Source organism: Mycobacterium terramassiliense (genome assembly GCF_900157385.1).
Lineage (GTDB): Bacteria > Actinomycetota > Actinomycetes > Mycobacteriales > Mycobacteriaceae > Mycobacterium > Mycobacterium terramassiliense.
In genome coordinates, this window is the sequence record NZ_LT717697.1 from 31,291 (window position 1) to 51,727 (window position 20,437).

9 protein-coding genes are annotated in these 20,437 nt (G+C 69.6%); 2 read left to right on the plus strand and 7 right to left on the minus strand.

Features of this window, described 5'->3' with window-relative positions; all coding sequences use genetic code 11:
• Positions 1 to 141 precede the first annotated feature (141 nt).
• Together MTAB308_RS00220 and MTAB308_RS00225 are read left to right on the plus strand one after the other, a co-directional pair.
• On the plus strand, positions 142 to 12,657 hold the full coding sequence (locus MTAB308_RS00220; RefSeq protein WP_077096750.1) for a type I polyketide synthase: 12,516 nt from the start codon (positions 142 to 144) through the stop codon (positions 12,655 to 12,657).
• A 22-nt stretch (positions 12,658 to 12,679) separates the two neighbouring features.
• Complete coding sequence (locus MTAB308_RS00225) at positions 12,680 to 15,259, plus strand: sugar epimerase family protein (RefSeq protein ID WP_077096752.1); 2,580 nt, start codon at positions 12,680 to 12,682, stop codon at positions 15,257 to 15,259.
• A gap of 19 nt (positions 15,260 to 15,278) precedes the next feature.
• Here the strand turns inward: MTAB308_RS00225 and MTAB308_RS00230 are convergent, their stop codons facing one another.
• The 7 genes from MTAB308_RS00230 to MTAB308_RS00255 form a co-directional block, all read right to left on the minus strand.
• Positions 15,279 to 15,701, minus strand: coding sequence for a hypothetical protein (locus MTAB308_RS00230; protein ID WP_077096755.1), 423 nt, complete (start codon positions 15,699 to 15,701; stop codon positions 15,279 to 15,281).
• An 86-nt stretch (positions 15,702 to 15,787) separates the two neighbouring features.
• Entirely contained in the window at positions 15,788 to 16,228 is a 441-nt protein-coding gene (locus tag MTAB308_RS00235) for a hypothetical protein (RefSeq protein ID WP_077096757.1), read from the minus strand.
• Positions 16,229 to 16,243: 15 nt separating this feature from the next.
• A complete protein-coding gene (locus tag MTAB308_RS00240) occupies positions 16,244 to 16,942 on the minus strand; it encodes a hypothetical protein (protein ID WP_077096759.1) in 699 nt (232 codons plus the stop codon).
• Positions 16,939 to 17,067, minus strand: coding sequence for a hypothetical protein (locus MTAB308_RS30165; protein WP_255361372.1), 129 nt, complete (start codon positions 17,065 to 17,067; stop codon positions 16,939 to 16,941). Before MTAB308_RS30165 ends, MTAB308_RS00240 begins: the two co-directional genes overlap by 4 nt.
• Before the next feature lie 30 nt (positions 17,068 to 17,097).
• A complete protein-coding gene (locus tag MTAB308_RS00245) occupies positions 17,098 to 17,886 on the minus strand; it encodes a CbbQ/NirQ/NorQ/GpvN family protein (RefSeq protein WP_077096761.1) in 789 nt (262 codons plus the stop codon).
• Positions 17,887 to 17,904: 18 nt separating this feature from the next.
• Entirely contained in the window at positions 17,905 to 19,434 is a 1,530-nt protein-coding gene (locus MTAB308_RS00250) for a nitric oxide reductase activation protein NorD (RefSeq protein WP_077096763.1), read from the minus strand.
• Positions 19,435 to 19,655: 221 nt separating this feature from the next.
• Positions 19,656 to 20,363: a hypothetical protein gene (locus MTAB308_RS00255; RefSeq protein WP_077097377.1), complete on the minus strand. Its 708-nt coding sequence runs from the start codon at positions 20,361 to 20,363 to the stop codon at positions 19,656 to 19,658.
• Positions 20,364 to 20,437: the final 74 nt, after the last annotated feature.

The following is a 20,437-nucleotide window of genomic DNA, read 5'->3' on the forward strand; positions in this document are numbered from 1 at the left end:
CACGAGCGACATTCCTGGGTCGGAGAGCAGCACGACGCTGGTCGAAAAATCCACGAGACCGATTCGTGCAGCAACTTCCGTGACTCGGCCGGACGCTCGGCAACGGCCGCATGCCGGGTGAGGGTTAGGCGAGGTTAGTAGATGGTGGACCAACTCCAGCATGCGACCGAGGCGCTGCGCAAAGCGCTGGTTCAGGTGGAACGCCTGAAGCGCACCAATCGTGCGCTGCTGGAGCGGTCGAGCGAACCGATCGCCATCGTCGGCATGTCGTGCCGGTTCCCCGGCGGGGTCGAGACCCCGGAAGACCTGTGGCGGATGGTTGCCGACGGCCGCGACGTGATCACCGAGTTTCCCACCGACCGCGGGTGGGACGTGGCGGGGCTGTTCGACCCGGACCCCGACGCGCGCCACAAGACGTACGCCCGCACCGGGGGTTTCGTCGACGGCGTCGCGGACTTCGACCCGGCTTTCTTCGGGATCGCGCCCAGCGAGGCGCTGGCGATGGATCCCCAGCACCGGATGCTGCTGGAGCTGTCCTGGGAGGCGCTGGAGCGGGCCGGGATCGATCCGACCGGCCTGCGGGGCAGCGCCACCGGCGTGTTCGCCGGCCTCATCGTGCAGGGCTACGGGATGCTGGCCGAGGAGATCGAGGGCTATCGGCTCACCGGCATGACATCCAGCGTCGCGTCGGGGCGGGTCTCCTACGTGCTCGGCCTGGAGGGCCCGGCGGTGTCGGTGGACACGGCGTGCTCGTCGTCGTTGGTGGCGTTGCACATGGCGGTGCAGTCGCTGCGGTCCGGGGAGTGCGACCTCGCCCTGGCCGGGGGTGCGACCGTCAACGCGACGCCGACCGTCTTCGTCGAATTCAGCCGGCACCGCGGGCTGGCGCCCGACGGCCGCTGCAAGGCCTACGCCGGCGCCGCCGACGGGGTGGGCTGGTCCGAGGGCGGCGCGATGCTGGTCGTCGAGCGGTTGTCGGACGCCCAGCGGTTGGGTCATCCGGTGTTCGCGGTGGTCCGGGGTTCGGCGGTCAACCAGGACGGTGCGTCCAACGGGTTGACCGCACCCAACGGCCCGTCGCAGCAGCGGGTGGTGCGCGCCGCGTTGGCCAACGCCGGATTGTCGACCGCCGACGTGGACGTGGTCGAGGGCCACGGCACCGGCACGACGTTGGGCGACCCGATCGAGGCACAGGCGCTGCTGGCCACCTACGGCCAGGACCGCACCGAGCCGTTGTGGCTGGGATCGATCAAGTCGAACATGGGCCACACGCAGGCCGCCGCGGGCGTCGCCGGCGTCATCAAGATGGTGCAGGCGATGCGCCACGAGACGTTGCCGGCGACGCTGCACGTCGATCAGCCCAGCCCGCACGTGGATTGGTCGGCGGGGTCGGTGTCGCTGCTGACCGAGGCGCGCCCCTGGCCGGCCGGCGGCCGGGCTCGCCGGGCGGGCGTGTCGTCGTTCGGGATCAGCGGCACCAACGCGCACGTGATCGTGGAGGGCGTGCCGGTTTCGGGGACCGCCGTCGAGCAACCGCAGGCCGGTCCCAGGCCCGGGGTGCTGCCGTGGGCCGTGTCGGCAAAGTCGGCCTCGGCGTTGCGATCTCAGGCCGCTCGGCTGGCGGCGCATCTGCGCGCCCACGGCGAGCTCGATGCCGCCGACGTGGCGTGGACGCTGGCGGGCCGGTCGAGCTTCGAGCATCGGGCCGTCGTTGTCGGGAGCGATCGGGACCGGTTGCTCGCGGGCCTCGACGAGCTGGCCGCCGACGAGCCCGTGTCGGTCGTTCGCGGCACCGCCGCGCCCGCGGGAAAGACCGTCTTCGTCTTCCCCGGACAAGGCTCCCAGTGGCTGGGCATGGGCATCGAATTGCTCGATACCGCACCGGTTTTCGCCCAACAGATCGAGGCTTGCGCCGGGGCTTTCTCCGAGTTCGTCGACTGGTCGCTGACCGATGTCCTGCGTGGCGCTCCGGGCGCCCCGGGCATGGACCGGGTGGACGTCGTGCAGCCGGTGTTGTTTGCGGTGATGGTGTCGCTGGCCGAACTGTGGAAGTCGGTCGGAGTGAGCCCCGATGCGGTGATCGGGCACTCGCAGGGCGAGATCGCCGCGGCCTATGTCGCCGGCGCGTTGTCGTTGCGCGACGCCGCCCGGGTGGTCACGCTGCGCAGCAAGCTACTGAGGTCGCTGGCCGGCCCCGGCGGCATGTTGTCCATCGCCTGCAGCACCGAACGTGCCCGGGAATTGCTGGCGCCCTACGGCAACCGGGTCAGCATCGCCGCCGTCAACGGCCGGTCGGCCGTCGTGGTGTCGGGTGACGTGGCGGCCCTGGACGAACTCGTCGCCTTCTGCGCCGACCTGGAGTTGCGCACGCGGCGCATCGACGTCGACTACGCGTCGCATTCGGTCGAGGTCGAGGCGATCCGCGGTGAGCTCGCCGAGGCGCTGGCCGGTCTCGAGCCGCGCTCGTCGCGCACGGCTTTCTTTTCCACCGTGACCGGAAACCGTTTGAACACGGCGGGATTGGACGCCGAATACTGGTACCGAAACATCCGGCAGACCGTTCAGTTCGACCAGGCGGTGCGCAGCGCGTGCGAGCACGGGTACCGCACTTTCATCGAATCCAGCCCACATCCCGCGTTGATCGCCGGGATCGAAGACACCGCCAATGATTGCGCCGCCGGTGACACCGAGGCCATCGTCGTCCCCACCCTGGGTCGCGACGACGGCCGGCTCGAGCGGTTCCTCACCTCCGCGGCCACCGCGTTCTGCGCGGGAGTGGGCGTGGATTGGCGAGGCGTGCTCGACGGCGCGGGCTTCGTGGAACTGCCGACGTACGCCTTCGACCGCCGGCGGTTTTGGCTGTCCGGGGAAGGCGTCGCCGCCGACGCCGCGGGCTTGGGGCAGGCGACCAGCGAGCACCCTCTGCTGGGTGCGGTGGTGGAGCTGCCGGCCTCGGGCGGGGTGGCGCTGACGGGCCGGCTGGCACCGAGCCTGCAGTGGTGGCTGGCCGACCACGCCGTGTCCGGAGTGGCGGTGTTCCCCGGCGCGGGGTTTGTGGAGTTGGCGATCCGCGCCGGCGACGAGGTCGGATGTTCGACGGTCGACGAACTGACGCTGCAGGCGCCGTTGCTGTTGCCCGCCAAGGATTCCGCGTCCGGCTCTGTCGCGGTGCAAGTCGTGGTGGGCGCCGAGGAACAGGGCGGCCGGCGGGGCGTATCGATCTTCTCGCGCGCCGACGCCGGTTCGGGCTGGGTGTGCCACGCGGAGGGCACGCTGAGCACCGGGTCGATCGAGCCCGGTGTGGACCTGTCGGTGTGGCCGCCGACCGGCGCGGTCGCGGTCGATCCCGGCGACTGCTACGAACGGCTGGCCGCGCGCGGGTACGACTACGGCCCCGCGTTCCGGGGATTGACCGCAACCTGGGTCCGCGGCGACGAGGTGTTCGCCGAGGCGCGGCTGCCCGACTCCGCCGGGGCCGTCACCGGTTTCGGCCTGCACCCCGCCCTGCTCGACGCGTCGATGCATGCCTTGGTGGTGGGTCACCAAACCGACGGCCAGGCCGAGGAAGTGGTGTTGCCGTTCGCATGGCAGGGCGTCTCGCTGCATGCCGCCGGCGCATCGGCGGTGCGCGCCCGCTTCGCGCCGGCGGCAGCTTCGGCGGCCTCCAGGACGGTCTCCATCGAGCTCGCCGACGGACTCGGCTTGCCGGTGCTGTCGGTGCGGGCGATGGCGGCCCGTCCGGTGAGCGAGCGGCAGCTGCGCGCGGCCGTGTCCGGCGCGGGCCCGGACCGGTTGTTCGAGGTGAACTGGTCGCCGGCAACGATCGCCACCGACGCCGAGCCGGCCGTTCACCAAGTATTCGAATCCGTTGCGGCCGAGGATGATCCGGTGGGGGGAGCGCATGAGCGCACCCGCCGGGCGCTGACCGCCGTGCAGTCGTGGTTGACCGAGCACGACTCCGGGGTGCTGGTGGTCGCCACCCGGGGCGCGGTGGCTTTGGCGGGGGAGGACGTCACCGATTTGGCCGGCGCCGCGGTGTGGGGGCTGGTGCGGTCTGCCCAGACCGAGCACCCCGGCCGCATCGTGCTGGTTGATTGCGATGCGCCGCTGGACGATGGCGCGATAGCCACCGCGCTGGCGGTCGGCGAGCCGCAAATCGTGCTGCGTGGCGGCGCGGCGCATTGCCCGCGGGTGCGGGGCAGCCGCGCGGTCGACGGGATTATGACGCCCCCCGCCGATCGGCCCTGGCGCCTCGGCATCAGCACCGCGGGTACCTTCGAAAACCTGCAACTGGAGCCGGTTCCCAATGCCGACGCCCCGCTGGAGCCGGGCCAGGTCCGGGTGGCCCTGCGCGCCATCGCCACCAACTTCCGCGACGTCATGATCACGCTGGGCATGTTCACCCACGAGGCCCTGCTCGGCGGCGAGGGTGCCGGCGTGGTGGTCGAGGTCGGGCCCGGGGTCACCGAGTTCGCGGTCGGCGACTCGGTGTACGGATTCTTCCCCGACGGCAGCGGCACGCTGGTGCCCGGCGATGTGCGGCTGTTGGTGCCGATGCCGTCCGACTGGTCCTACGCCGAAGCCGCCGGCATCTCAGCGGTTTTCACCACCGCGTACATGGCGTTCATCCACCTGGCCGACGTCAAGCCGGGACAGCGGGTGCTGGTGCACGCCGCCGCCGGCGGCGTGGGGATGGCCGCGGTTCAGCTGGCGCGCCACCTGGGCCTGGAGGTGTTCGCCACCGCCAGCCGCGGCAAGTGGGACACCCTGCGGGCCATGGGCTTTGACGACGACCACATCGCTGATTCCCGCAGCCTGGACTTCGAGGACAAGTTCCGGGCGGTCACGGGCAGGACCGGCGTGGCCGGGATGGACGTGGTGCTGGACTCGCTGGCCGGCGAATTCGTCGACGCCTCGCTCCGGCTGGTCGCCCCCGGCGGCACGTTCCTGGAGATGGGCAAGACCGACATCCGCGACCCGGACGCCGTCGCCCAGGAATACCCCGGTGTGCGCTACCGGGCCTTCGACCTGTTCGAGCCCGGCCGCCCGCGGATGCACGAGTGGATGCTGGAGCTGGCCGGCCTGTTCGACGCCGGGATCCTTAAGCCGTTGCCGGTCACGACGTTTGACATTCGGCGCGCGCGCACCGCATTGCGCTACCTGAGCCAGGCCCGCCACATCGGCAAGGTCGTGATGACCGTGCCCACTGGGCCGGGTGCCGGGCTGGCCGGCGGCACCGTGCTGATCACCGGCGGAACCGGGATGGCCGGTTCGACACTGGCCCGTCATCTGGTGGCGCACCACGGCGTTCGGGACCTGGCGTTGCTGAGCCGCCGGGGCGCGGACGCGCCCGGCGCCGCCGAACTGGTCGCCGAGCTGGAGGCCGCCGGGGCCCGGGTGCGGGCGGTCGCGTGCGATGCGGCCGACCGGGTCGCGCTGGCGGCGGTGATCGCCGACATCACGACGCAACGGCCGCTCTCGGGCGTCATCCATGCCGCCGGCGTGCTGGACGACGCCATGCTCACCTCGCTGACGCCGGAGCGCGTCGACGAGGTGTTGCGGGCCAAGGTCGACGCGGCGTGGAACCTGCACGAATTGACCCGCGATCTGAATCTGTCGGCGTTCGTGATGTTTTCGTCGATGGCCGGGCTGGTGGGTTCGTCGGGCCAGGGCAACTACGCGGCCGCCAACTCGTTCCTGGATGGGCTGGCCGCGCATCGGCGGGCACACGGACTGCCCGCGATCTCGCTGGCGTGGGGGCTGTGGGATCAAGCCAGCGCCATGACCGGTGAGCTGGACGCCGCCGACCTCGCCCGGCTCGGCCGCGACGGAATCCTGGCGCTGTCCTCGGCCGAGGCGATGGAATTGTTCGACACCGCGTTGATCGTCGACGAACCGTTCCTGGCGCCCGCCCGCATCGACCTCGGGGCGCTGCGCGCGCACGCCGTCGCGGTACCCCCCATGTTCGCCGACCTGCTCAACGCGCCGACCCGGCGCCGGGTCGACGACACGCTGGCCGCCGCGAAGTCGAAATCGGCTCTCGCGCAACGCCTGCAGGGGCTGGCGGAAGCCGAGCAGCACGCCGTGTTGCTGGACCTGGTGCGCTCGCACATCGCCACGGTGCTGGGGAACACCAGCGCCGACGCGATCGACGCGGACAAGGCGTTCCAGGAGTTGGGCTTTGATTCGCTGACGGCGGTCGAAATGCGCAACCGGCTCAAAACCGCGACCGGGTTGGCCCTGTCGCCGACGCTCATCTTCGACTACCCGACGCCCAACGGCCTGGCCAGCTACATGCGCACCGAACTCGCCGGGGTGCCGCAGGAAATCAAGCAGGCCCCCGTGATTCGTGCCACCGGCGACGATCCCATCGCGATCGTCGGCATGTCGTGTCGCTATCCGGGCGGGGTGAATACCCCCGACGACCTGTGGGACATGCTCACCGAGGGTCGCGACGTGCTCTCCGAATTCCCGAGCGATCGCGGTTGGGACCTGGCCGGGCTGTACAACCCCGACCCCGACGTTCCGGGCACCTGCTACACCCGCACCGGTGGCTTCGTGGACGGCGTCGCCGATTTCGACCCCGCCTTCTTCGGCATCGCCCCGACCGAGGCGCTGGCCATGGATCCGCAGCAACGGCTGTTCCTCGAGCTGTCCTGGGAAGCCCTGGAGCGCGCGGGAATTGAGCCCGGCGGCCTGCGCGGCAGCGCCACCGGCGTATTCGCCGGGGTATACACGCAGGGCTACGGCATCGGCGCCGCGCCGGCCGCGGAGGGGTTCCGGCTGACCGGGCAGTCGTCGAGCGTGGCGTCGGGGCGTATTTCGTATGCGCTGGGGCTGGAGGGCCCCGCGGTCTCGGTGGACACGGCGTGCTCGTCGTCGTTGGTGGCGTTGCACATGGCGGCACAGTCGCTCCGTTCGGGCGAATGCGACCTGGCCCTGGCGGGCGGGGTCACGGTCAACGCGACGCCCGACATCTTCGTGGAGTTCAGCCGGATGCGCGGGTTGTCGGCGGACGGCCGGTGCAAGGCCTACGCGGGCGCGGCCGACGGCACCGGATTCTCCGAGGGCGGCGGCATGCTGGTGGTGGAGCGGTTGTCGGACGCGCAGCGGCTCGGCCATCCCGTGCTGGCCCTTATGCGGGGTTCGGCGATCAACCAGGACGGCGCCTCCAACGGGTTGACCGCCCCCAACGGTCCCTCGCAGCAGCGGGTGGTGCGCGCGGCGCTGGCCAACGCCGGGTTGTCCGCGGCCGAGGTCGACGCGGTCGAGGGCCACGGCACCGGAACGACTTTGGGCGATCCCATCGAGGCGCAGGCGTTGTTGGCGACCTACGGGCAGGATCGCGGTGAGCCGCTGCGGCTGGGGTCGATCAAGTCGAACATGGGTCACACGCAGGCCGCCGCGGGCGTCGCCGGGGTGATCAAGATGGTCCTGGCGATGCGCCACGAACTGCTGCCCGCCACGCTGCATGTCGACGAGCCCAGCCCGCACGTGGATTGGTCGGTGGGCTCGGTGTCGTTGCTGACCGAGGCCCAACCCTGGCCGGCCACCCGGGCGCGCCGCGCCGGCGTTTCGTCCTTCGGCATCAGCGGCACCAACGCCCACGTGATCATCGAGGCGGCCCCCCTCGAGGCGGCGCCCGCCGCCCCACGGCCCGACCTACCGGTGGTGCCGTGGGCGATCTCGGCAAAGTCATTGGCGGCGTTGAGCTCTCAGGCCGCTCGGCTGGCCGGACACCTGCGCCAACGCAGCGAGCTCGACGTCGCCGACGTCGCGTGGTCGCTGGCCGGCCGCTCCAACTTCGAGCATCGGGCCGTGGTCGTCGGTGCCGGCCGCGAACAATTGCTGAACGGCCTCGACGGGCTGGCCGCCGGCGAGGCCCCCGCCGTCGTCCAAGGCACGGCGACGCCCGGCAAGACGGTCTTCGTCTTCCCCGGCCAGGGCTCCCAGATCCTCGGCATGGGAGCGGGGTTGCACGCCGCATACCCGGTCTTCGCCGAGGCGTTCGACGCCGTGCTGGCCGAGCTGGACCAGCACCTGTTGCGGCCGCTGCGAGACGTCGTGTGGGGCCGCGACGAAACCCTGCTCAACACGACCGAATTCGCGCAGCCGGCCCTGTTCGCCGTGGAGGTCGCCCTGTTCCGGCTGCTCGAATCCTGGGGGGTGCGGCCCGACTTCGTGCTGGGCCACTCGATCGGTGAGATCTCCGCCGCCCACGTTGCCGGCGTGCTGTCGCTAGAGAACGCGGCGGTCCTGGTCGCCGCCCGGGGCCGGTTCATGCAGGCGCTGCCGGCGGGCGGGGCGATGATCGCCGTGCAGGCCACCGAAGAGGAGGTGCGGCCGCTGCTGCCCCCCGGCGTGGGTATCGCGGCGGTCAACGGGCCGGCCGCGGTGGTGATTTCGGGCGCGGAAGAGGCGGCGGCCGCGGTCGCCGATCGGCTCCGCGCCGACGGGCGCCGCGTGCACCGACTCGCCGTGTCCCACGCCTTCCACTCCCCGTTGATGGACCCGATGATCGACGAATTCGGCACCGTCGCGGCGGGACTGACCGTCGGCAAGCCCATCATCCCGATCGTCTCGAACGTCACCGGGCAGCTGGCGGGCGACGACTTCGCCTCCGCGGCGTACTGGAAGCGGCACGTTCGGGAGGCGGTGCGATTCGCCGACAGCGTGCGTTTCGTACACTCGGCCGGCGCCAACCGTTTCTTTGAGGTCGGCCCGGGCGGCGGGCTGACCGCGGCGATCGAGGAGTCGCTCCCGGACGCCCCGATCACCACCATGTCGGCGCTGCGCAAGGACCGCCCGGAGCCGGCGACACTGGTCAATGCCGTCGCGCAAGGATTCGTCGCCGGGATGGACGTCGACTGGCGCGCCGCATTGGGGACCGGCAGGTTCGTCGAATTGCCCACGTACGCCTTCGAACGGCGGCGCTTTTGGCTCTCCGGCGACGGTGCCCCGGCCGACGCCGAAGGTCTGGGTCTGGCCGCCGGCGAACACGCCTTGCTGGGCGCGGTGGTGGAGCTGCCCGGCTCCGGCGGCGTGGTGCTGACCGGCCGATTGTCGCCCACCGCGCAGGGCTGGCTCAACGATCACGCCGTCGGTGGCGTCGTGCTGTTCCCCGGCGCGGGGTTTGTGGAGCTGGCGATCCGCGCCGGCGACGAGGTGGGCTGCGGAATAGTCGACGAGCTGAATTTGGCTGCGCCCCTGGTGTTGCCGGCGGGTGGCTCGGTCGCGGTTCAGGTCGTGGTCGGCGGCCCGGACGATGCGGGCGCCCGCGCGGTGTCGGTGTTCTCACGCGCGGAGGCGGGGTCTGGTTGGTCGCTGCACGCCGAGGGCCTCCTGCGGGCGGGGTCGGTGCGGCCGGGCGCGGACCTGTCGGCGTGGCCACCCGTGGGCGCCGTGCCGCTGGATATCGGCGACGGCTACGAGCAACTGGCCGAGCGCGGCTATGGGTACGGACCCGCATTCCGCGGCCTGACGTCGATGTGGCGCCGCGGCGACGAAGTGTTCGCGGAGGTCGCACTGCCCGAGGACGCCGGAGTGTCGGTGACCGGGTTCGGGGTTCACCCCGCGATGCTCGACGCCGCACTGCACGCGGTGATCCTGGCGTCGGACGACGGCGAGCTCCCAGCAGGTTCGATGCTGGTGCCGTTCTCCTGGCAGCAGGTGTCGCTGCATGCCGCCGGCGCCGCCGCGGTGCGGGCGCGGATCATGCCGGTGGGCCAGTCGGCCGTGTCGATCGAGCTGGCCGATGGGCTGGGGCTGCCGGTGCTCTCGGTGGGGTCGATGGTCGCCCGGCCGGTGACCGATCAGCAGCTGCTGGCGGCGGTGTCGAACTCGGGGCCGGACCGGCTCTTCGAGGTCATCTGGTCGGCCCAGCCGCTGTCCGCGGTGCAGCCGGTCTCGGTGTCGGCCTGGGGGACAGCGGAACTCGACGGCGCCGAGGCCGAGCCTACGGCGGTGGTATTCGAATCGGCACCGGTGGCCGGTGACGTCGTGACGGAGGTGTACGCGGCCACGCGCGCGGTGCTGCCGGTGCTGCAGTCGTGGTTGGCCCGCGACGGGGCGGGGACGCTGGTGGTGTCGACGCGCGGCGCGATGGCGTTGCCGGGGGAGGACGTCACCGATCTCGCGGGCGCCGCGGTGTGGGGTCTGGTGCGCTCGGCGCAGACCGAGCATCCCGGCCGAATCGTGCTCGTCGACACCGATGCTCCGCTGGATGCCGACGCGGTCGCGGCGGTGCTGGCGGCCGCCGAGCCGCAGGTGGTGCTGCGCAACGCGACGGTCTACTCGGCGCGGGTGCACGGCAGCCGCGCCGTCAGCGGCCTGTTGGTGCCGCCCGACGACGGGCCATGGCGGCTCGGCATGAGCAGTTACGGCACCATCGAGAACCTGCGGCTGGAGCGGATCGGAGATGCCGACGCGCCGCTGGGCCCCGGTCAGGTGCGGGTTGCCATGTCGGCCATCGCCGCCAACTTCCGCGACGTGATGATCGCGCTCGGCCTGTATCCCGATCCCGACGCCGTCATGGGCATCGAGGGCTCCGGCGTCGTGGTCGAGATCGCCTCGGGCGGCGGGCGTTTCGCGGTCGGCGACCGCGTCATGGGCCTCTTCCCCGACGGCACCGGGACGATCGCCACCACCGACCAGCGACTGCTCGCCAAGGTTCCGGCCGGCTGGTCGCACACCGCCGCCGCGACGGCCTCGGTCGTGTTCGCGACGGCCCGCTATGCGCTGGTCGACCTGGCGGCCGCGCGGCCCGGCCAGCGGGTGCTGGTGCACGCCGCCGCCGGTGGGGTCGGGATGGCGGCCGTGCAACTGGCCCGTCACCTCGGCCTTGAGGTGTTCGCGACGGCCAGCCGCGGCAAGTGGGACACGCTGCGGGCCATGGGCTTTGACGACGACCACATCGCGGACTCCCGCAGCCTGGAATTCGAGGACAAGTTCCGCGCGGTCACCGGTGGGCGAGGCGTGGACCTGGTGCTCGACTCGCTGTCCGGCGATTTCGTCGACGCGTCCCTGCGGCTGGTTGCCCCCGGTGGGGTGTTCTTGGAGATGGGCAAGACGGACATCCGCGAGCCCGCGGCCGTCGCCCGCGACCACGCCGGGGTGCGCTATCGCGCCTTCGACCTCTTCGAGGCCGGACCGGAGCGCATCGCGCAGCTGCTCGACGAGCTGGTGGCGCTGTTCGGCGAGGACGCGCTGCAACCGTTGCCGGTCACCAGGTTTGACGTGCGGCGCGCGCCCGCGGCGTTGCGCTACCTGAGCCAGGCCCGCCACGTCGGCAAGGTCGTGATGAGCATGCCCGACGCCTGGGTGGCGGGCACGGTCCTGATCACCGGCGCCACCGGCATGGCGGGTTCGGCACTGGCGCGCCACGTCGTGGCGCGGCACGGTGCGCGCAACCTGGTGCTGATCAGCCGGCGCGGGCTGGACGCACCGGGCGCCGCGGAGCTGGTGACCGAGCTGACCGCGGCCGGCGCCCAGGTGCAGGTGATCGCCTGCGACGCGGCGGACCGCGAGGCCGTCGCCAAGGTGCTCGCCGATATCCCGGTGCAACGACCGCTGTCCGGGGTGATCCACGCGGCGGGGGTCCTCGACGACGCGGTCATCTCGTCGCTGACGCCGGAGCGCGTCGACGCGGTGTTGCGGGCCAAGGTCGACGCGGCGTGGAACCTGCACGGGCTCACCCGCGACCTCGATGTGTCGGCGTTCGTGATGTTTTCGTCGATGGCCGGGCTGGCGGGCGCGTCCGGTCAGGCCAACTACGCCGCGGCCAACTCCTTCCTCGACGGGTTAGCCGTGCACCGGCGGCGGCAAGGGTTGCCGGCGATCTCGCTGGCCTGGGGCCTGTGGGATCAGGCCAGCGCGATGACCGGCGCGCTGGGCACCGCGGACCGCGCCCGGTTCGGCCGGGACGGGATCGTCGCGATGTCCTCCGACGAGGCGCTGGAGTTGATGGACACCGCCCTGATCGTCGACGAGCCGTTCATGTTGCCCGCCCACATCGACCTGGCGGCACTGCGCGTCAAGTTCGACAACGGCACGTTGCCGCCCATGTTCGTCGATTTGATCAACGCGCCGACGCGACGGCAGGTGGACGACTCACTGGCCGCGGCCAAGTCGAAATCGGCACTGCTGCAGCGCCTCGAAGGGCTGCCCGAAGACGAGCAGCAGGAGGTGCTGCTGGACCTGGTGCGGTCCAATATCGCCACCGTGCTGGGCAACTCCAGCCCCGAGTCCATCCATCCGGACCGGGCGTTCCAGGAGCTGGGCTTCGACTCGCTGACCGCCGTCGAGATGCGGAACCGTTTGAAATCCGCTACGGGCCTTGCGCTTTCGCCGACTCTGATCTTCGACTATCCGAACTCGGCGGCGCTGGCCGGCTACATGTACCGGGAACTCGTCGGTTCGTCGGAGCAGCAGGCTCCGGCGGTCGCGCCCGGAGAGGCCGAAATCCAGCGCGTCGTCGCATCCATTCCCGTCAAGCGCCTGCGCCAGGCGGGGGTGCTCGAACTGCTGCTCGCGCTGGCGAACGAGGCCGACACCAGCGGTGCCGCGGCCCCTGCGGCGACCACCGAAACGGACATCGCGGGCATGGACCTCGACGCGCTTGTCAATGCGGCGCTGCTGAACGAGGACGACGACGAATAGCCATGTTCGGGATGAGCAGTCCGTGAGAGTCGCGGTCACCGGGGCCAGCGGCGTGCTCGGCCGCGGCCTCGCCGCCCGGTTGCTCACCCAGGGCCACGATGTGGTCGGCATCGCCCGGCGCCGGCCCGAAAGTTGGCCCAGTGCCGCCGAATTCGTCGTGGCCGACATCCGTGACACCGCCGCGGTCGGGCGCGCCGTCGCCGGTGCGGACGTCGTCGCGCATTGCGCCTGGGCCAGGGGCAGCGAGCAGGTCAACATCGGCGGGACGCTCAACGTCCTCGAGGCGATCGCCGGAAGCGGCACGCGGCGCATTGTTTTCCCGTCGTCGGCACACGTCTACGGCGGGGCGGACGGCCCGAAGGCCGAGTCCGCCACGCCGAACCCGACATCCGCCGAGGGCCTGCACCGCGCCCGCGTCGAAGAGCTGCTGTCGGGCGCCGACGTCGAATCGGTGGCGATCCGCTGCGCGCTCATCGTCGGTCGCGGCGTCGACAATTGGGTGCGCCGGGCGCTGGCGCTGCCGGTCTTTCCCAACGGATCCTCGGACCGCCGCGTGCAGCTGGTCCATCTCGACGACGCCCTCCGGCTGCTGATCCGTGCGGTCGTTGACGCCGAGATCCCCGGCGGTGTCCTCAATCTCGCCGCGCCCGGCGCGCCGACTTTCCGGGGCATCGCCGCCGCTCTCGGGCGTCGCATCGTGCCGCTGCGCGGGCCGCGCTTGCCGTCGTTCGCCGAACTGGAACTGGTGCGGACCGCGCCGTTGATGGATACCTCACGGCTGCACGACGAATGGGCATATCAGCCGGCGTGGCACGCCGACGAATGCCTCGAAGACCTGGCGCTGGCGGTGCGCGGGCGGGTGACGCTGGGCAAGCGGGTGATATCGCTGCCTTGGCGGCTGGCCCATATCCAGGATCTGCCCGCCGTCGACGCGCCCGCGAACGACGGCGTGGCGCCGGCGTTGGCCGGGCCGGAAGGGGTTAACGGGGAATTCGATACACCGATAGACCCGCGATTCCCGACGTTCCTGGCGACCAACTTGTCCGAGGCGCTGCCGGGCCCGTTCTCGCCGTCGTCGGCGTCGGCGACCGTGCGCGGGCTGCGGGCCAGCGCCGTGTGCGTCGCCGAACGGCTGCGGCCGGGGGGAATGATCCAACGCGAGATCGCCATGCGCATGGTCGCGGTATTCGCCCACCGGCTCTACGGCGCCATCACGACCGCGCATTTCATGGCCGAGACCGTGCCGTTCATCAAGCCGGCCACGGTGGTCAGCAACAGTGGGTTCTTCGGCCCGAGCATGGCGTCCCTGCCGGTCTTCGGTGAGGACCGTCCGCCACTGGAATCCGGCCGTATCCGAGGGCAATTGCGGACCCTGCGCAACATCGGGGTGTTCGGCGTCAACCTGGTGGGGCTGAGCGCCGGTTCGGCCGCAGACACCCAGGCCTTCGTCGCGGACGTCGATCGGTTGGAGCGGCTCGCCGGCGATGACCTCACCGAACTCGACCGTCGCCGGCTGCTCAGCCTGATCCTGTTGGCGCGTGACCACGTGGTACACGGCTGGGTGCTGGCGGCGGGGTCGTTCCTGCTCTGCGCGGCCTACAACGTGTTGTTGCGCGGCCTGTGTGGGCGCGACACCGCGCCGTCGGCCGGCCCGGAACTGGTCAGCGCGCGGTCGGTCGAGGCGATGCAGCGGCTGGTATCGGCGGCGCAAGGAGACCCGAACGTGCTGCGCGTGCTGGCCGAACCGGGGGAGCGCATCGGCAAGCTGGCCGTCGACGCGCCCGAGTTTCACGCCGCCGTGCTCGCCGAGCTGGCGCTGATCGGCCATCGTGGCCCGGCGGAGCTCGAGATGCTGTCGACGAGTTATGCCGACGATCCGGAGTTGCTGGTCCGCATGGTGACCAAGACCCTCAGCGCCGCCGCCGCGCCACAACCGGTGCACCCGGCGATTCCGTTGCGCGCCAAGCCTGTTGCGGCTCTGGCGGTGCGCCAATTGCGGGACCGCGAAATGCGGCGAGACAAAGTGGTGCGGGCCAACTGGGTGCTGCGTGGCCTGCTGCGGGAGTACGGCCGCCGGTTGGTCGACGCCGCGATCTTAGAAAGCGCCGACGACGTGTTCTTTCTCCTGGTCGACGAACTCGACGGTCTCCCACCGGACGTCGCGAGGCTGGTGGCCGGGCGGCGGTCCGAACAGCGCCGGCTGGCCGGTGTCGTCCCGCCGACGGTATTCAGCGGGAGCTGGCAGCCGTCGGAGACCTCGGCGCCGGCGCTGGCCGGCGGGGACACCCTGCGCGGGGTGGGCGTCTGCGGCGGACGGGTGCGGGGACGGGTGCGGATCGTGCGACCCGAGACCATCGACGACCTGCAACCCGGCGAGATCCTCGTCGCCGAGGTCACCGACGTCGGCTACACCGCCGCGTTCTGCTACGCCGCGGCCGTGGTGACGGAGCTGGGCGGCCCGATGTCGCACGCGGCGGTGGTGGCTCGCGAGTTCGGCTTCCCCTGCGTGGTGGACGTCCAAGGGGCGACGAGATCCTTGCCGCCGGGCGCCCTCGTCGAGGTCGACGGGACGACCGGGGAGATCCGCGTGCTCGAAGCCTGACCTCGGCGCCGGGTGTCGATTACGGGATGTCCGTCGCCAGGAATGTCAGTGGCAGGCCCAGAACCGACAGGTCGATTTCGTCGAGATGGGAGCCCTCGCCCGCGATGCTCTGCCGGAACCGCGTTGTCGCCCCGTAGCGCTCGGCCACGGCTTCGGCCGCCGAGGCCTCCGGGACACGGACTACCACGCTGTACACGCCGTCGCCGCGACTGTCGAGGAACTCGTTGACCGAAGCGGCCACGGGACCGGGCGATCCCGGAATCGGGCTGATCACCTCGATACCGCGACTCCAGTCGAGGTGAATGTCCAAGCCGAGTTCGGTCAGCTGGAAATTCTCGAAGACGAATCCTAGGTCCGTGAACAGTTGCGCGGCGGCGGCATGCCGCTCGGGCGCCACCGCGAATACGACGTGATGAAGCGACGATTGATTGTCCGCCGTCATGTCATTTCCTTCAGCTGGCCGCAACGCCCCGCGTGGCAGTATGCACTACTCCCGAGCGCCGAGGGCGTCCACACTCGGCACCGGGATCATGGATGCGGCACCGGCTGCTGATGCGCGGCCTGCCGGGCGAGCCTTTCGTCGTGAATCCTGACGAGTTCGCGAAACCCAAGCCTGTGGTATTTCGGTATCGGCTGGATGCCCCACACATCCTGTGCTGTGGCCTTACCCTCGGCGCCTTCCGGAGGCCCGAACGGCGGGTACGGGTACTTGCACTCCAGGGTGTCGTTCGAGTATCGGATCTTCAGCAGCTCACTGCAGATTTCGGTGAGGCTCAGCGTGGGGTAGCCGTAATAGACCGCCATGAACGGCAACGTGAACGCGCCTTCGATGACCAGTGCAACCAGGCACACCAGGACGGCGCGCTTGATCCACTTGTGCATTCGTGCGTAGTACGGCGTCGTCCCCGGCTCGAGATCCCCGGAATCCCCGGTCGGGTTCTTTGCCTCGGTTGCTGACGTTTCGGTCATCGCAGTGCTCCCTGGTTAGTCGGTGAAGATTTCGCGGTTGACGGTGTGCAGATACGGAATGGCGAGGAACGGGGTGATGTAGAAGATGTCGTAGAGCCACCAGCCGACCACCGGGAATACGACTCCGGCGTAACGCACGTCGGCGAACATGGTCATGTTGAACACGTAGGCCGACCAGATCACCACGCCCATCCAGCAGGTGATGACCATCCATTGATGGCCCCACCGCTTCATCTGTAGAAACCCGATCGCCGCGGCCACCCGCATGGAGAACACCGTGAGTATCAATCCCGCCACATAGGCTTTCTCGCCAGGCCCCGCCGCGCCCCCGACCCAAAGCTCGTTGTAATGCCAGAAATAGCCGGCGTCGAACATGTTGCCCCACCCGACCATCAGCACGCGATTGATCAACGTGTGGTTGGCGACGAGGTCAAGGGCCCAGCCGAGGCTGTTGAGCATGCCGTCGATCAGGACCAGATAGCCGATCAGCGTCACGATCATGGGCCGCACCGACAGGCCGGCGCGCAGGGCCTGGCGCTGCAGCCATACCCCACGCATGAAAATGGGAAACCCGATCAGGCCCGGCGCCCACATGCCCATCAGGGCCGCGCCGACGATCATCCACTTGTCGGCGCGGCGCTGCGCGTGGCGGGATTCGTCGTGGTGATCGTCGAGGCTGGCTGACCTTGCCGCCTGCGCGGCAACAGGATTCACAGGTCCCACCACCCGCGGGCGAATGACATGTAGAGCTGGATGCCGAACATCGCCAGCAGGTAGCCGTAGATGAAGATTTGGAAGACGATGAGCGCCCTCTTGCGCTTCTGTTCCTGTCGGTCCATTCCGGTTGCTCCTTTCTGTGGCCAACTGCTCTAGGCGTTCGAGGCGGCCAGGCTGGCGGCCGCGACCTCGCGTAAACCGTCGGTGACCGCGCCGTCGGTGCTCAGTGGCGCGAGTATGCACGCGTCGGCCGCATCCAATTCGCTAGCGCCGGAGGCGATCAGCTGAGCGGCCGTAACCAGCAGCCTGGTCGACGGCGGCTCGAAGTGAAAGACTTCGTCGGCGGTGCGGACCGCGACCGCGCATCCGACCAGCCGTTGGGCCGTGGCAAGGGGAACCCCGGATTCGGCGACGATCACCTGGGCCTCGCGGTCCGGCGGCAAATACTGCATCGCCAGCGTGACGAACCGCTGGCGGAACGACGGTTTGAGTTCCTTCAGCGAGCTGCGATATGCCGGGTTGTACGAACACACCAGCATGAACTCCTCCGGTGCTTTCACCACCTCGCCGGCGCGGTCGAGGTAGAGCGACCGCCGGTGGTCGGTGAGCGAGTGCAGGATCGCCAACGAATCGTGCCGAGCTTCGACGACTTCATCGAGGTAGCAGATCGCACGGGCTTTCACGGCCCGGGTCAGCGGGCCATCCGTCCAGACCACGTCGCCTCCGGTCACCATGAAGCGGCCGACGAGATCGGAGCTCGTGAGATCGTCGTGGCAACTGATGGTGACCACAGGTCGTTGCAACAGTGAGCCCATGTGTTCGACGAAACGCGTCTTGCCGCACCCGGTCGGGCCGGTCAGCATTACCGGAATGCGCCGGCGGAAGGCCTGTTCGAACAGCTGAACTTCGTTGCCGTGAGCGAAATATGTCTCGGTGGTCATCTCTTCCCCAGTCGGTGGTCACGCGGCGACGAGTTCACGGTGGACATGGGCCAGCACCCGGGGCAGCTCCTCTATGCGCCGGATCCGTTGCGACCGGCGAGGCCCGAATACCTCGGGAAGGGGATCGACTCGAGTCGGTCCCACGCCCACGTAGTACAGCGACACCCCGGCATCGTTCGCCTCCTCGACGGCATGCGCGGCATCGGCCCAGGCATAACGGCCTTCGTAGCCCTCATCAGAGATCAGACCGTCGCCTATGACGATCAGCAGGCGGCGCTCGGAGGGCTGCTCCAGGAGCCGGCTCGTCAAATGGCGAAGTGGTGCACCGAGTCTGGTGTACCCGCGGGTGGACAGGCCCAGCCCGCTCGGCGGCACAAACCTGCGGTCTTCGAAGTCCTTCAGACGGTGCACTTCGACCCGATGGCGGGTGTTGCCGGTGAATACAAAGATGCCATGACGCTCACGCGCCTGCGTCATGGCGCGCGAAAGCGCATCGGCGCAGGCCAGTTCGAGCTCGAAAACCCGGCCGCCGTGTACACCCAGCGAAGAACTGCCGTCGAGCAGCAACGCCGTGGTGACGTCGCGTCCGCTGGGCAACAGGTCGCGAAATATCCTCGGCTCCTTGGCCGCTCCGGTCGTCAGGTCGATGTAATGGCTGACGTATTGGTCGACGTCGACGTCGGCCCCGTCTTCGAGGCGGTTTGTCATCGCACGATGGGTGTGTTCTTCGAACCACTTGCGGACGTCGACGGCGACGGGCACCGTGCGGCCGATGCGTTGGGCGTCGGCAGTCTCGATCACGGCGACGTGATCGCGCATGAATCGCTGTGTCCACATGTTCCATTCGGGATAGGGGATACCGGGACGGTGGTCCGGTGTGATGTCGAGATCGTTGTCCTGCGGCCGGCTCGGTGGCGGCAGGTTGGGATTGCGGACGCCCCCGTCGCCGCCGACGGGAACCGAATACGGCCGTGGAAGACGTTTTTGCATCGTCGTCCATGGCATCCTGCCAAAGCTGCGCCGCAACCTGTCGGCCAATCCGTGCGGTGCTGTGTGGGCCGGCGGCAAAGTGCCCAGCAGCGGATGAACCGCCAACGCCTGGCCGGTAGCTGCCAATGCGATTGCCCGGTTGAGCATTTCGGCGGCATCCATGTCACCGGCTTCGGCGCGGATCTCGGGGAGCAGCCGGTGAACCTCGGGCAGCAGCCCGGGGCACCGCGACGCCATCCAGCCGAGGGCGACGCCACCTTCGACAAGCGTGAGCGCGCGCAGTTCGCGCGCAGATAGCTCGTTGAGGCGATATTCGGTGATGCGTTCTTTCGAGGGTGCACACTGCAGGGCCACACCGCATGTCAGCGTTCTACGTGTCCAGCCATTGGGGGCGGGATAGGGGACATGGACGAAGGAGAGCGCTGCGTCCAAACCGAAGCCGCGTCGTTCGCCGGTGATGAGCCGGACGCCCTCGCGGCGCTGCTCGCTGAGCGCGACCGCCGTGACGGCGCAGCTCCGTTCCAGCGCCATCGCATGGGCATCGGAATACTCAGCCATGGGCCGAATCCGGCGTGCTGCGCCTTTTGCCCGGTCCGCGGTTCAGAACGTGCCGATGTTGGAGAACAGCCAGTACCAGAACCAGATGATCAGTCCGGTGCCACCCCAGGCGGCGACGTAGCGAAGGATCTCCCACACATAGCCCACGATTTGACCTCCTTGCTAATGAATCGACCGCCGGTCGCTGTGTGAATTCGGTGAGGATGCTCATCGCGCCACGCTCAGTCGGTGAAGAGTTCGCGGTTGACGGTGTGCAGGTACGGGATGGCGAGGAACGGGGTGATGTAGAAGATGTCGTAGAGCCACCAGCCGACGACCGGCAGCACGACGCCGGCGAAGCGCACGTCGGCGAACATGGTCATGTTGAACACGTAGGTAATCCAGATCACCACGCCCATCCAGCAGGTGATGACCATCCATTGATGGCCCCAGCGTTTCATTTGCAGGAAGCCGATGGCTGCGGCAATGCGCATGGTGAAGACGGTCAGGATGAGACCGACTTCCATGGCCTTTTCACCAGGGCCGGCCGCCCCACCGATCCACAGTTCGTTGTAGTGCCAGAAGTAGCCGGCGTCGAACATGTTGCCCCACCCGTTGAGCAGCACTCGGGCCAGCAGCGTGTGGCTTGCCACCAGGTCGAGCGCCCACCCGACGGTGTTGATCGCGGCGTCGATGATGACCAGGTAGCCGAGCAACGTGACCAGCATCGGGCGTACAGAGAGGCCGTCCCGCTGGGCACGGCGCTGCAACCGCACTCCCCATCCGAATAGCGGCAAGCCGAAAACGCCGAGGGCGGCGGTGCCGATCAACAGACTGCCGGCGACGAGCCACTTGTCGGCCTGACGCTGCGCGAGTTGCGACCGCTCCAGGTGTTCGTCGATCGTCAGGCTCGGTGCGGCGGCGCCGGTTGACCCGGCGGCCGTGCCCATGCCGGCGTCACGCTGCCGCAGCTTCGGCAGATTCACGAGCCCTCCCCGTCATGCTGATTGGATCGGCCCGTGCA

Bases quoted from the DNA above. Each gene is read 5' to 3' on its own strand.
- MTAB308_RS00235 (WP_077096757.1), bottom strand. From the start codon at position 16,228: ATGACCGAAACGTCAGCAACCGAGGCAAAGAACCCGACCGGGGATTCC.
- MTAB308_RS00250 (WP_077096763.1), bottom strand. From the start codon at position 19,434: ATGGCTGAGTATTCCGATGCCCATGCGATGGCGCTGGAACGGAGCTGC.
- MTAB308_RS30165 (WP_255361372.1), bottom strand. From the start codon at position 17,067: ATGGACCGACAGGAACAGAAGCGCAAGAGGGCGCTCATCGTCTTCCAA.
- MTAB308_RS00230 (WP_077096755.1), bottom strand. From the start codon at position 15,701: ATGACGGCGGACAATCAATCGTCGCTTCATCACGTCGTATTCGCGGTG.
- MTAB308_RS00255 (WP_077097377.1), bottom strand. From the start codon at position 20,363: ATGGGCACGGCCGCCGGGTCAACCGGCGCCGCCGCACCGAGCCTGACG.
- MTAB308_RS00220 (WP_077096750.1), top strand. From the start codon at position 142: ATGGTGGACCAACTCCAGCATGCGACCGAGGCGCTGCGCAAAGCGCTG.
- MTAB308_RS00245 (WP_077096761.1), bottom strand. From the start codon at position 17,886: ATGACCACCGAGACATATTTCGCTCACGGCAACGAAGTTCAGCTGTTC.